The sequence below is a fragment of the Pseudomonas cichorii genome (genome assembly GCF_019719005.1).
In the GTDB taxonomy this organism is placed as follows: domain Bacteria; phylum Pseudomonadota; class Gammaproteobacteria; order Pseudomonadales; family Pseudomonadaceae; genus Aquipseudomonas; species Aquipseudomonas cichorii_E.
Genome location: NZ_JAIGPJ010000008.1, coordinates 153,747 through 166,203 on the forward strand (window position 1 = coordinate 153,747; position 12,457 = coordinate 166,203).

11 protein-coding genes are annotated in these 12,457 nt (G+C 59.2%); 9 read left to right on the forward strand and 2 right to left on the reverse strand.

Features of this window, described 5'->3' with window-relative positions; all coding sequences use genetic code 11:
• Positions 1 to 44: 44 nt before the first annotated feature.
• The 8 genes from K5D32_RS09080 (at position 45) to K5D32_RS09115 (ending at position 9,807) form a co-directional block, all read left to right on the forward strand.
• Positions 45 to 770: an RDD family protein gene (locus K5D32_RS09080; protein ID WP_221599953.1), complete on the forward strand. Its 726-nt coding sequence runs from the start codon at positions 45 to 47 to the stop codon at positions 768 to 770.
• A complete protein-coding gene (locus tag K5D32_RS09085; RefSeq protein WP_221599955.1) occupies positions 767 to 1,747 on the forward strand; it encodes a stage II sporulation protein M in 981 nt (326 codons plus the stop codon). Before K5D32_RS09080 ends, K5D32_RS09085 begins: the two co-directional genes overlap by 4 nt.
• On the forward strand, positions 1,734 to 3,323 hold the full coding sequence (locus K5D32_RS09090; protein WP_221599957.1) for a DUF4129 domain-containing protein: 1,590 nt from the start codon (positions 1,734 to 1,736) through the stop codon (positions 3,321 to 3,323). The genes K5D32_RS09085 and K5D32_RS09090 overlap by 14 nt, the downstream gene beginning before the upstream one ends.
• Positions 3,320 to 4,549 carry a DUF4350 domain-containing protein gene (locus K5D32_RS09095; RefSeq protein ID WP_221599959.1) on the forward strand — a complete coding sequence of 410 codons (1,230 nt, stop codon included), beginning with the start codon at positions 3,320 to 3,322 and terminating at the stop codon, positions 4,547 to 4,549. The genes K5D32_RS09090 and K5D32_RS09095 overlap by 4 nt, the downstream gene beginning before the upstream one ends.
• A gap of 244 nt (positions 4,550 to 4,793) precedes the next feature.
• On the forward strand, positions 4,794 to 5,714 hold the full coding sequence (locus K5D32_RS09100; protein ID WP_221592505.1) for an Abi family protein: 921 nt from the start codon (positions 4,794 to 4,796) through the stop codon (positions 5,712 to 5,714).
• Positions 5,715 to 5,997: 283 nt separating this feature from the next.
• Complete coding sequence (gene hmpA / locus K5D32_RS09105) at positions 5,998 to 7,185, forward strand: NO-inducible flavohemoprotein (protein WP_221599961.1); 1,188 nt, start codon at positions 5,998 to 6,000, stop codon at positions 7,183 to 7,185.
• A 226-nt stretch (positions 7,186 to 7,411) separates the two neighbouring features.
• A complete protein-coding gene (locus tag K5D32_RS09110; protein WP_221557013.1) occupies positions 7,412 to 8,467 on the forward strand; it encodes a MoxR family ATPase in 1,056 nt (351 codons plus the stop codon).
• A complete protein-coding gene (locus K5D32_RS09115; RefSeq protein ID WP_221599963.1) occupies positions 8,464 to 9,807 on the forward strand; it encodes a DUF58 domain-containing protein in 1,344 nt (447 codons plus the stop codon). The genes K5D32_RS09110 and K5D32_RS09115 overlap by 4 nt, the downstream gene beginning before the upstream one ends.
• A gap of 10 nt (positions 9,808 to 9,817) precedes the next feature.
• On the opposite strand, the gene K5D32_RS09120 is transcribed toward K5D32_RS09115, so the two are convergent.
• Entirely contained in the window at positions 9,818 to 10,177 is a 360-nt protein-coding gene (locus tag K5D32_RS09120) for a PilZ domain-containing protein (protein WP_221592502.1), read from the reverse strand.
• 199 nt (positions 10,178 to 10,376) lie between these two features.
• The gene (locus tag K5D32_RS09125; RefSeq protein WP_025261646.1) at positions 10,377 to 10,751 is read right to left on the reverse strand and encodes a tol-pal system YbgF family protein; all 375 of its coding nucleotides are present in this window, start codon (positions 10,749 to 10,751) and stop codon (positions 10,377 to 10,379) included.
• A gap of 178 nt (positions 10,752 to 10,929) precedes the next feature.
• On the opposite strand from K5D32_RS09125, the gene pyk reads away from it, so the two are divergent.
• Positions 10,930 to 12,381, forward strand: coding sequence for a pyruvate kinase (pyk, locus tag K5D32_RS09130; RefSeq protein ID WP_221576181.1), 1,452 nt, complete (start codon positions 10,930 to 10,932; stop codon positions 12,379 to 12,381).
• Positions 12,382 to 12,457: the final 76 nt, after the last annotated feature.

Here is a 12,457-nt window from a genome sequence, read left to right on the forward strand (position 1 = left end):
CTCGATAGCATCACAAATCGCTTTCAGGTGCCCTGCCCCCGACAATGTCATCGCCTCCAGCCTCGCCAAGGAATGCAGCGCCGCCCGCGCCCCTGGATACCCGCATCGGGATCGAGACCCCGGAAGGCATCGATCTGGTCATGCGTCCGGCCGGCCTTATGCCCCGCGCACTGGCCTTCGGGATCGACCTGAGCATCCGCGTGCTGCTTATCGGCGCGCTCCTCCTGTTTTTTCAGCTGTTCGACAAGCTCGGCACAGGCCTGAGCTCCATCGCCATCTTTCTGGTGACCTGGTGGTACATGGTACTGTTCGAAGTCCTAGACCAGGGCTGCACGCCGGGCAAGCGCATCATGGGGCTGCGGGTGGTTCATGACGACGGCACGCCCATCGGCTGGGGAGCGTCGCTGATCCGCAACCTGCTGCGCGTGGTCGACATGCTGCCCTTTGGCTACAGCGTCGGAGCCATCAGTTGCCTGAGTCATCCCCAGTTCAAGCGCCTGGGCGATCTGGCAGCGGGAACCTGCGTGATCTATCGCGATGTACCGGTCCAGCGCCCGGTCCTGCCGCAGGCCGATCCGGTCATCGCACCCTTTACACTGACGCTGGACGAACAGCGTGCCGTGCTGGGTCTGGCAGAACGCCAGGGCGAACTCTCCGCCGCCCGCACCGCTGAACTGGCCAGTATTCTCGCCGAGCCCTTGCACGTCGCTCCCGAGCAAGCGGTTACCCATATCAATGGCCTGGCCCGCGGCCTGCTGGGGCCGACATGAAACAGAGCCAGTTTGAAGCACGACACCAGCCACACTGGCAGCTCTTCGGCGAGCGACTGGATGCACTCGAGCGTGGCAAGCACGATCCCGAAACCGGCGGGACCTTTGCCAGCGATTACCGGCGCATCTGCCATCAATTGGCGCTGGCCAGAGAGCGTGGCTACAGCAGCCACCTGATCGACCCGTTGCAGCAATTGGCAATGCGTGGCCATCAACAACTCTATCGCCATCGCAGCAGCCTCGCCGCGCAGTTCCTGAGTTTCATCCTCGCCGGATTCCCGCGTCTGGTGCGCGAGCAATGGCATTTCGTGCTGGTCGCCAGCCTGCTGTTCTTCGCCAGCCTGATCGGCATGGGCGTGCTGGTGTATTTCTTTCCGGACCTGATCTACAGCATCGTCAGCCCGGCGCAGGTCAGCGACATGGAAAGCATGTACGACCCCGCCGCCCGGCGTATCGGACAGACACTGGAGCGAGAGTCCAGCTCGGACTGGATGATGTTCGGCTACTACATCATGAACAACATCGGTATCGCGTTTCAGACCTACGCCAGCGGGTTGCTGTTCGGCCTGGGCAGCCTGTTCTTCCTGCTGTTCAACGGCCTGATGATCGGCGCAGTCGCCGGGCACCTGACACAGATCGGCTTTGGCCAGACATTCTGGTCATTCGTGGTCGGTCACGGAGCCTTTGAACTGACGGCGATTGCCCTGGCGGGCGCGGCGGGGCTGAAACTGGGTTGGGCCTTGTTGGCTCCGGGTCGCCTGACGCGCACCGAAGCCTTGCGTCAGGCCGCCCGAGTCAGTGTGCAACTGATCGGCGGTGTCATTCTGTTCCTGTTGATTGCTGCCTTTATAGAAGCCTACTGGTCATCCATGACCTGGCCCACGCCGCTGATCAAATACCTGGTGGGCGCTGCGCTCTGGGCCTTGGTGATTGCCTATCTGACTCTGGCAGGACGGACAACCAATGCGCCTGACTGACGCCAGCGTCACCATACGCCCACGCAATCCCTGGGAAGCCATGGACCTGGGCGTATTGCTGGCTCGCGAGCACCGGGGCCTGCTGATGAGCAGTTGGGCCATCGTCACCCTGCCATTCTTCGCACTGCTGACGCTGCTGCTGTGGGATTACCCTTCGCTGGTGTTCTTTGTGTTCTGGTGGCTCAAACCGGTTTATGAACGCCTGCCACTGCTGATTCTTTCAAAGGCATTGTTCGGCCCGGCGCCCACACTCAAGCAGGCACTCAAGGGCTGGCCTGCCACCCTCAGGAACGAGTTGCTTCCCAGCCTGGTTTCACGGCGCCTGAGCCCGAGCCGCAGTTTCCTGTTGCCGGTGCAACAACTGGAAAACCTGTCAGGTATCGAACGAAGCCAGCGCATCGCCCTGCTCAGCCAGAAAGACATGCGCGCCGCCCGATGCCTGACCATCCTCGGCAGCCACCTGGAGTTTGCGCTGTGGTTCGGCCTGATCCTGCTGTTCTATGCCTTCATTCCCCAGCATATCGAACTCGACTGGCGCTGGTACAGCATGCTCAATGCCAACGGCAGCTGGAACTGGCTGGAACACCTGAGCAATGCGCTGTATGCCTTGATGCTGGTGTTCTGGGGGCCGATCTACGTTTCCTGCGGATTCACCCTGTACCTCAATCGCCGCACCACACTGGAAGCCTGGGATATCGAACTGGTCTTCAGACGCCTGCGCCAACGCCTGACCGGCAGCGCCTATGTGGTGCTGATCGCTGCCGGCCTGGCCCTGTCAGCCTTGCCAACGTCGAGCAGGGCAGACGAACCCCAGAGCTACAGTTGCCCGCTCCCGGAGCCGGAACAAGACAGCAACGCCCAATCCTCCGCCGCCCCCGATACGCCCCGCCTGACGCTTCAGGACCTGACCAGCGAAGAAGCCAGAAAAGACATCCGGGACCTGTTGCAACAGCCGCCGTTCAAGAACCCCAAGACCGTCACCGGCTGGCGTTTCCCGGAGCACAAGGATCCGGCTGCCCAGGCAAAAGCAGGCAACGAGACCACCCTGCTCAAATGGCTGAACGGCTTGCTGAGATCGGCCGGCGTCATCGCCAACGTATTGGAAACCGTGCTCTGGGCAACCGCCATCGCCCTGACCGGCTGGCTGATCTGGCGTTATCGCCTGTGGTTCAAGACCTTCGTCAGCCGTGACAGCAACAAACGCAAAACCCTGCGCGACAAACCCGAGCAACTGTTCGGTCTGTCCGTCACGGCCCAAAGCCTGCCTGACGACATCGCCGCCCACGCGCAGCGACTCTGGGCCAGCCAGCCGCGAGAGGCCTTGAGCCTGCTGTATCGCGGCCTGCTCAACCGCTTGCTGAGCGACTATCACCTGCCCCTCAAGAATGCCGACACCGAAGGCCAGGTGCTGGATAAGGTCGCAAAACTCAACCAGCCACTGTTGAGCGAGTTCAGCCGCAGCCTGACCACCCACTGGCAAAACCTCGCCTACGGCCATCGACTGCCACCTGCACATCTGCAACAGGAACTCTGCGACGGCTGGCGTCGACTGTTCGATGCCGGGGCAAAACGATGAACCGGCGCAAGCAGATACTGATCGGCCTGCTGGTGCTCATGGCGCTGGTGCTGGGCGGCGTCTATGCCTACAAGCATCTTGAGCCCTATGAGGAAGTCATCGATCAGGGGCCTTCGCCGGAGGTCGCGGCCAACCCGTATCTGGCGGCCGAGCACTTCCTGCGCCAGCGCTCACCTCTGGTCAACACCACCCGCAACCTGCTTGAGTTGCCCGATGTCAGCCAGCAGTCACAGACGCTCTTGCTGCTCGACAGTCGCGAAAACATGACGCCAGCCCAGGTCGAACGGCTGCTGGACTGGGCCAGATCCGGCGGTCACCTGCTGTTCGTCGCCGAGCAGATATGGGATGAGAAAAAGAACCGCAGCGGCGACCTGCTGCTGGACCGGGTCGAGATCCGCCAGTACTTCACACGGGACATCAAGCTGCAGGATCGCGAAGAGGAACGACTGGAAAACGAAACGCTCCCCAAGCCGTCTATTCCACTGATCGCGCCCAGAACCACCAAGCCATCCATACGCTGGCCTGAACTGACGCGCCTGTATCTGGAAAACGAAAAAGAACCGGCCTACATGAGCTTCAACCCGGCCTTCCACCTGGAAGACCCGCAGGATCATGCCCAGTCCTGGGCCAACAGCGCCGATGCCACGCACATGATGCAAATGGTCTACGGCAAGGGGCTGATCACCGTGGTCACGGATTCCGATCTGTGGAAAAACCGCGCCATCACCCGATACGACAACGCCTGGCTGCTGTGGTACCTCACTCAGAACAGCGCGGTGACCATGGTTCTGGAAACCGGACATGACAACCTGGCGAGCCTGTTGCTGCGCAACTTCCCCCTGGCGCTGGTGACACTTGCGCTGCTGCTCGGCCTGGCGCTATGGCATACGGGCTTGCGCGAAGGCCCGTTGCAAGCGCCCGCGGCACGAGGCCGGCGTCAACTGGCCGAACACCTGCGCGCCAGTGCCGACTTTGTACGCCGACGCAGCGGCCATCTGGCCCTGATCAAAAGCCTGCAAACAGACATCCTGCGCCGCGCCCGCCAACGTCATCCCGGCTTCGACCGACTGGGCGTAACCGACCAATGGCAAGTCCTGGCGCGCCTGACCCGCCAACCCACCAGCGCCATCAGCGACGCCCTGCGACCAAGGCCCAGCCAGCGCATGTCCAGTGCCGAATTCACCCGGCAGGTTGCTCATCTGCAGAGTGTCAGGAATGCATTGTGAGTCATTGGTCCCAGGCTTTGTACCAACCGGTCTGTCTGTCATTTTCGAGCCGGGAAGGCCGCTGGCCACATGTATACAGGGGAGCTTGATCAGATTTGATCAACCAATAGGGTCGTGTTAGCATCCGGCCCAAGAATAGCCCCCACGCCTCGGGCAGGTCTCTGACCTGTACTGCGCACCAGGGGGTTAGTTATTTCTAGCCTCGCAAAATCCTTCCTCAAAATGCCCAGCAGGATGCCATGGCATGCCGCGTGTCCCGATCAACTTCCATAAACCTGCCAAATCGCCCAATGCCCTGCTGCGTCACATGCAACTCAAAGGCTTAGACACCCAGAAACAGAAAACTAAAGCCCTGCAAGCTCTTGAGTTCATAGGCTATCACCGGTTGCTCATTTATATGCGACCGCTGCAAGATCCGCAGAAGCGTTTCTTTGCCAACGTCCAGTTCGACGACATCCTGCAACTGTACGACTTCGACCGGCGCCTGCGCCTGGTTTTTCTGGATGCTATTGATCGCATCGAGGTCGCCTTTCGTTCTGCCATAATCAACACCTTGGCCTTGGACAAGGCATGTGGCCCGCACTTCTATCAAGATGCCATTCACTTCAAGGATGGCCAGGCCCACCGCAACCTCCTGAAACAGGTGCTAGGACTCCGTGACAAAGGCAATGCGTCACTCAAGCATTACTATGACACGTACAACACACCCGCTCTGCCGCCGGTGTGGACCGTGCTCGAAGCAATGACTATTGGCCAGCTGTCTTGCCTGTTCAGCGATCTGCACCTGGACCATCGCAAGACGATTGCAGCTAAATTCAGCTACGATGAATCCGTATTATCGACGTGGCTGCAGAGCTTGACCCTACTGCGCAACGTATGCGCCCATCATGGCCGACTATGGAACGCTTCGATCACGGCAGGCGCGCCAAAGTACGCGAAGGTCATCGCTAGTGAGTTTCCTTCCCACAATGATAGGGGCCGTTTTTTTGCCAGAGCAGTGGTCGTTCAGGCCTTGCTCGCGAAGATAGATCAGACCTCCGATTGGAAATCTCGATTCAAGCACCTGATGGCGAGCCTGCCCATGACTGCACTGGCCAAGGCTGGCCTGACCACGGCTGATCTTGGCATTGTCGCTGGCTGGGAAACACGCCAGTTCTGGTCTTGAATCTGCTCCGCTAACCAACTGACGGTACTTTGGCCAAACGCTCTTGGTTGCACTGCTTGAACTTAATGACAGATAAAACAGATTTAACGGTTAACAGGGCTCCAGAACTTATGAGCAGCCCCCGGCAGCAAAAGAGTCAAATTGACCCGCCTCGCCATTAATGAGTCTTTTTAACCAGGTCATAAAGACTCCAACCCCTATCTTTCACCCCGGTTTTACACGGTTTTTCTGCTGGCATAGCTGTTGCTATGTCAGTCACACCAACCGAATGACTGGAGTCCACATGCTCACCCAATCGCAGCGCGACATCATCAAGGCGACCGTTCCTCTCCTGGAAACGGGTGGCGAAGCACTGACCACGCACTTCTACACCATCATGCTGGCCGGGCACCCGGAAGTACGCCCTCTGTTCAATCAGGCCAATCAGGCAAACGGAACGCAGCCCCGGGCGCTGGCGAACAGCGTTCTGATGTATGCCAAAAATATTGATCGCCTGGAGAACCTGGGGCCGCTTGCAGGCCAGATCGTGAACAAACACGTGGCTCTGCAGATCCTTCCTGAACACTACCCGATCGTCGGCGCCTGTCTGTTACGCGCTATCCGGGAAGTGCTGGGTGAAGAAATCGCCACTGATGAGGTGATTGCGGCATGGGCGGCGGCCTATCAGCAACTGGCCGATATCCTGATCGATGCCGAAGAGGGAATGTACAAAAGCATCGCTTCGGCTCATGGCGGCTGGCGTGGGGGCCGACTGTTCAAGGTGTCCGCGAAGATTCCGGAAAGCAGCGAGATCACATCGTTTTACCTGGAGCCGGTCGACGGCAAGCCTGTCGTGGCACACAAGGCAGGCCAGTACATTGGTGTTCGCCTGAACGTGGACGGCACGGAAGTTCGCAGGAACTACTCGTTGTCGGCACCAACCAGCGGTTCCGGTCTGCGCATCAGCGTCAAACGCGAGCCCGGCGGCGTCGCGTCCAGCTATCTGCATGATCAGGTGGTTGCCGGAGCGGTACTGGAGCTGTTTCCGCCTGCGGGCACTTTCACCCTGGCTGAAGGCAGCAAACCCCTGGTGCTGATCAGCGGTGGCGTCGGGATCACCCCAACCCTCGCTATGGCTGAAACGGCGCTGAACGACGGTAACAGGCAGGTCGTGTTTCTTCATTACGCACGTAATGCCAAAGCCCAGGCGTTCCAGAAGGTGCTGGAAGACTGGCAACAACGCTTCCCGCTTTTCAAGGCTCATGTGGTCCACAACGAGGTGGATACCGAAGCCGAAAACCGCCCGAGCGCCGTGGGCATGCCTTCGATCGAACACTTGCAGGAATGGCTGCCCGCCGACAGGGACCTTGATGTGTATTTCCTGGGGCCAAAACCTTTCATGGCGTTCATGAAGCGGTCTCTTCAGGAGCTGGGAGTGCCACAAGACCAGACGCACTATGAATTCTTCGGCCCTGCTGAAGCATTGGTCTAGGCACCCGCAAGACGGCGCACGGAATACTTCGGCCGTGCGCCATTAACCGAAACGCAACAAAACCTCTGACGAACACTCAACATCGGGAGCTATCATGGGATTGCAGTTGCGAAGGTCAGTCGTCACTTACCCTCTCCAACCATAGAAAACTGAAAGGTCAGATAAGGTAAGCAGCTGATTTATGGACGATAAAACACATGTAACAGTCAGTAAGACTGCGGAACCCATGAGCGATCAACCGACCGACCAGCCCCACAACCTCGACAGCCTCTCGCCCACCGAAGCCTCGGTCAGCGCCGAACCTGCGCCCAGCAATCAGGCGCAGCAACGCCAGCGTGCCAGCCATCTGGCACAGGCACTGCGCAACGAGCTGCAAAAGGCCGTGATCGGCCAGAATGCGGTGATCGACGATGTGTTGACCGCTTTGATTGGTGGCGGGCATGTGTTGCTTGAAGGTGTTCCGGGGCTGGGCAAGACCTTGCTGGTCCGCGCCCTGGCACGTTGTTTCGGTGGTGAGTTCGCGCGTATTCAGTTCACTCCCGACCTGATGCCCAGCGATGTCACCGGGCATGCGGTGTATGACATGCAGACCGAGCAGTTCAAGCTGCGCAAGGGACCGCTGTTCACCAATCTGCTGCTGGCCGACGAGATCAACCGTGCTCCGGCCAAGACCCAGGCCGCGCTGCTTGAAGCCATGCAGGAACGGCAAGTCACCCTTGAAGGCCGCGCGCTGCCGATTGCACAGCCTTTCATGGTGCTGGCCACGCAAAACCCCATCGAACAGGAAGGCACTTATCCCCTACCGGAAGCCGAACTGGATCGCTTCATGCTCAAGCTGCGCATGGATTACCCGGACACTCAGGAAGAGCTGGCCATGGTGCGGCAGGTGACCCGCTCGCCTCGGGCCGACATCCTCGAAGTGCAACCGTTACGGGTCATCCTGCAGGCTCGTGAGGTTCAGGCGCTGCAACGTATCGCCAGCGAGCTGCCCATGGACGAACAGGTTCTGGACTACGCCGTGCGTCTGGCGCGCAGCACCCGGACCTGGCCAGGCCTGAGCCTCGGTGCCGGGCCACGCGCTTCCATCGCCCTGGTTCGTGGTGGCCGGGCACGTGCGCTGTTGCGCGGTGGCGAATTCGTCATACCGGACGATATCAAGGGCTGCGCACTGGCGGTGTTACGCCATCGGGTACGGCTTTCGGCCGAGCTGGACATCGAAGGCCTTTCGGTGGATCAGGTGCTCAGACAATTGCTCGATCAGGTTCCGGCACCACGCCTATGAAACATGCATTCAGGCCATCGACACGATTGCTGTGCTGGTTTGGCGGATTGGCGGGGGTTGCCTTGCTGCATGGCAGCCTCAAGGCACTGGGTGTCGATCTGCCTCAACAGATCACTACCCTCTTCTGGGCCGCATTACTGGGCATGATCGGCACGAGCCTGTTCGACCTCGTGCGCCTTGCGCGCCTGCCGTCACCCGGTGTGCAGCGCCAGTTGCCGGGCAGCCTGGCACTGGGACGCTGGAGCGAAGTGCGGCTGGATATCGAGCATTCATCTGCGAACACCCTGGCCTTGCGGGTGTTCGATCATATTCCCGACGGCCTGGAGTTTGAAAACATGCCGCTGTCGGTCACCCTGGCCAGCGGCGAAAAAGTCCAGGCAGGTTATCGCCTTCGTCCTGTGAAGCGCGGGCAATTCGTCTTCGAACACTGTGAAGTCAGCCTGCCCAGCCGATTGGGCCTGTGGTCGGCACGCCGCTACCTGCCAGTGTCTGGCAGCACCCGCGTCTACCCGGATTTCGCCCGTCTGTATGGCGGGCAGTTGCTGGCTGTGGATAACTGGCTCAGCCAGATCGGCGTGCATCAACGTCAGCGTCGTGGACTGGGGCTGGAATTCAATCAATTGCGTGAATTTCGCGAAGGCGACAGCCTGCGGCAGATCGACTGGAAAGCCACTGCCCGGCAACGCACGCCCATTGCCCGGGAATATCAGGACGAGCGCGACCAGCAGATCATCCTCATGCTCGACTGCGGCCGACGCATGCGCAGCCAGGATGGCGACCTCTCGCATTTCGATCACAGCCTCAACGCCTGTCTGTTACTCAGCTACGTCGCCTTGCGCCAGGGTGACGCCGTGGGGCTGACGACCTTTGCCGGCGATCAGCATCGCTATCTGGCACCCGTCAAGGGGCAGAGCCATTTGAACCTGCTGCTCAACACCGTTTATGACCTGCAAAGCACTCAACATGCAGCCGACTACAGCGCGGCGGTGCGCCAGGTGCTGGCACGGCAGAAACGCCGGGCTCTGGTGATTCTGGTGACCAATCTGCGCGATGAAGACGATGAGGAATTACCGGCAGCCGTGAAGCAGCTCAGCCGTCACCATCGGGTATTAGTGGCCAGTCTGCGGGAGGAAGTACTGGATAGCCTGCGTCAATCGTCGGTACAGACCTACGATCAGGCACTGGCTTATTGCGGGACAATCGACTTCGGCAATGCAAGGGCCGGTCTTCATGAACGTCTGGCAGCCCAGGGCATACCGGTCATGGATGTGCGCCCAGCGGAACTGGGCGCACAACTGGTCACTCGCTACTTGAGCTGGAAGAAAGCAGGAACACTGTAAATTGCCTGCGTCAGGCTGAAGCTTCTACAAGGTAGAAACAGAAGTAGTGGCGCAGTGCATCGGCAAGGTCACGATAGCCGTCAGGCACCGTGTTCAATGTAAAACCCGAGTTGTAATTTCCAGGTGTTTCATCTTCGTGGCACCACAGACAAGTGGCTTTTACGTCGACTACTTTTTGTCCTTCTGCGTTAACAGGCATCTTCATGCGCAAATCGAATATGGCGCCGACCAGCAGGGGTAAATCACTGATGAGCATCAATCCCTCTTCGGAGACATTGCCCAGCCAACCCATGGATCTACCCGTGTGACGATTCGATACCTGAAGATAATCTTGCAGTTGGTGACGTTCAATCCTTCGATTCCTTAGCATCTCAGCCGCCTTCTGAACTATTGGGCGTGATCCTGCACGCAAACAATTCAAATTCCATGGGGCTACGACCCACTCATGCCACATGGAAAGCCCTTGAAACAGGTTTAGCTCTGTACATTCCATTCCCTTGACACAGAGCCTAGCTGAGAATTCTTTCACATCCACCCGAAAAAGTGATTTTTCCCCCAATTGGGTGTAATCATTTTGAAGCAGGGAAAGGCTTGGCAGGCTGTCCGGCGAGGTTGTGACCCAGCTGGGCCAAGGTATCGAGACGTGCGCGTGCGCGGTATGCATATTCACTTGATGGATATTTGGCAATCAGGAACTGATAGGTCTGCACCGCATCGACATACAGCTTCTGGCGCTCCAGGCATTGCCCGCGCAGCATCGACACCTCAGGCCACACATAAGAGCGTTCGCGGCTCTGACGCTCGACCTTGGACAAAGACAGCATCACACTGTCGCAATCGCCGCGTTCATAAGCGTGATAAGCCTCGTTGAGGTTGGCGTTCATCGCCCAACGGGTACAGCCGCTGACAGCAACCAGTAATACAAGAATCGTTAGAATGCGCATGAGAGTCTCCTGTTCTGTGCCTTGATATCGGCCTGCTGCCCCTTTTCTTCAGGGCAGATTCAATACCGATGATCAGCCGATTGCCCTGTCGATTCCCGAAGAGGTAGTGCAAAGGAACAATGACTACAGCCCCGGACAGGAGTAGCCTCTCGCTGCGCTTCAATTAAGGAGTTTGTGCATGACCGTTCGCCGCACCAAAATCGTTGCCACACTTGGCCCTGCCAGTAATTCGCCAGAAGTCATCGAACAACTCATTCTCTCGGGACTGGACGTTGCTCGCCTGAACTTCTCCCACGGCACCCCGGATGAGCACAAGGCACGCGCCAGGCTGATCCGTGAAATCGCCGCCAGACACGGGCGTTTCGTTGCCCTGCTGGGTGACCTGCAAGGTCCGAAAATCCGCATTGCCAAGTTCACCAACAAACGAATAGAGCTTAAGGTCGGTGACAAGTTCACCTTCTCCACCGCTCATCCATTGACCGACGGCAATCAGGAAATCGTGGGCATCGATTACCCCGATCTGGTCAAGGACTGCGGCGTGGGCGACGAATTGCTGCTCGACGATGGTCGCGTGGTCATGCGCGTCGATACACAAACCGCTGAAGAACTGCATTGCACCGTGTTGATCGGTGGCCCGCTCTCGGACCACAAAGGCATCAACCGTCGCGGTGGTGGCCTCACGGCACCGGCGCTGACCGAAAAAGACAAGCAGGACATCAAGCTGGCTGCAGAAATGGAGCTGGACTATCTGGCCGTTTCCTTCCCGCGCGATGCCGCAGACATGGAATACGCTCGCCAGTTGCGTGACGAATCCGGCGGCACTGCCTGGCTGGTCGCCAAGATCGAGCGCGCCGAAGCCGTTGCCAACGATGAAGTGCTCGACGAACTGATCCGCGCCAGCGATGCCGTGATGGTTGCCCGTGGCGACCTGGGCGTTGAAATCGGTGACGCTGAGCTGGTTGGCGTACAGAAACGCATCATCTTGCACGCACGTCGCCACAACAAAGCGGTGATCGTTGCCACGCAAATGATGGAATCGATGATTTCCAGCCCGATGCCGACCCGCGCCGAAGTATCCGACGTGGCCAACGCCGTGCTCGACTACACCGACGCCGTGATGCTCTCGGCTGAAAGTGCCGCCGGTTCCTACCCGATCGAAGCTGTTCAGGCCATGGCACGTATCTGCCTGGGCGCTGAAAAGCACCCGACCGGCAAGACCTCCAGCCACCGCATCGGTCACTCGTTCACCCGTTGTGACGAAAGCATCGCGCTGGCGGCCATGTACACCGCCAACCACTTCCCGGGCGTCAAGGCGATCATTGCCCTGACCGAAAGTGGCTACACCCCGCTGATCATGTCCCGCATCCGTTCTTCGGTGCCGATCTATGCGTTCTCCCCGCACCGCGAAACCCAGGCGCGTGCCGCCATGTTCCGCGGCGTCTACACCGTGCCATTCGACCCGGCAGCCCTGCCGCCAGGTCAAGTCAGCCAGTCCGCTGTGGACGAACTGCTCAAGCGCGGTCTGGTCGAGCAAGGCGACTGGGTCATCCTGACCAAGGGCGACAGCTACCACACCATCGGTGGCACCAACGGCATGAAAATCCTGCACGTTGGCGACCCATTGGTTTAAGACGGCCCTGCAAGACCAAAAGCCTCCGGCGCGAAAGAAGCCGGGCGGCTTTTGTGGGGGGAACAGGGGGGGATGA

Excerpts from the sequence above, each read along its gene's own strand:
- hmpA (WP_221599961.1), top strand. The coding sequence starts at position 5,998 with ATGCTCACCCAATCGCAGCGCGACATCATCAAGGCGACCGTTCCTCTC.
- K5D32_RS09120 (WP_221592502.1), bottom strand. The coding sequence starts at position 10,177 with ATGCTAAGGAATCGAAGGATTGAACGTCACCAACTGCAAGATTATCTT.
- K5D32_RS09090 (WP_221599957.1), top strand. The coding sequence starts at position 1,734 with ATGCGCCTGACTGACGCCAGCGTCACCATACGCCCACGCAATCCCTGG.
- K5D32_RS09095 (WP_221599959.1), top strand. The coding sequence starts at position 3,320 with ATGAACCGGCGCAAGCAGATACTGATCGGCCTGCTGGTGCTCATGGCG.
- K5D32_RS09110 (WP_221557013.1), top strand. The coding sequence starts at position 7,412 with ATGAGCGATCAACCGACCGACCAGCCCCACAACCTCGACAGCCTCTCG.
- K5D32_RS09115 (WP_221599963.1), top strand. The coding sequence starts at position 8,464 with ATGAAACATGCATTCAGGCCATCGACACGATTGCTGTGCTGGTTTGGC.
- K5D32_RS09125 (WP_025261646.1), bottom strand. The coding sequence starts at position 10,751 with ATGCGCATTCTAACGATTCTTGTATTACTGGTTGCTGTCAGCGGCTGT.
- pyk (WP_221576181.1), top strand. The coding sequence starts at position 10,930 with ATGACCGTTCGCCGCACCAAAATCGTTGCCACACTTGGCCCTGCCAGT.
- K5D32_RS09080 (WP_221599953.1), top strand. The coding sequence starts at position 45 with ATGTCATCGCCTCCAGCCTCGCCAAGGAATGCAGCGCCGCCCGCGCCC.
- K5D32_RS09100 (WP_221592505.1), top strand. The coding sequence starts at position 4,794 with ATGCCGCGTGTCCCGATCAACTTCCATAAACCTGCCAAATCGCCCAAT.
- K5D32_RS09085 (WP_221599955.1), top strand. The coding sequence starts at position 767 with ATGAAACAGAGCCAGTTTGAAGCACGACACCAGCCACACTGGCAGCTC.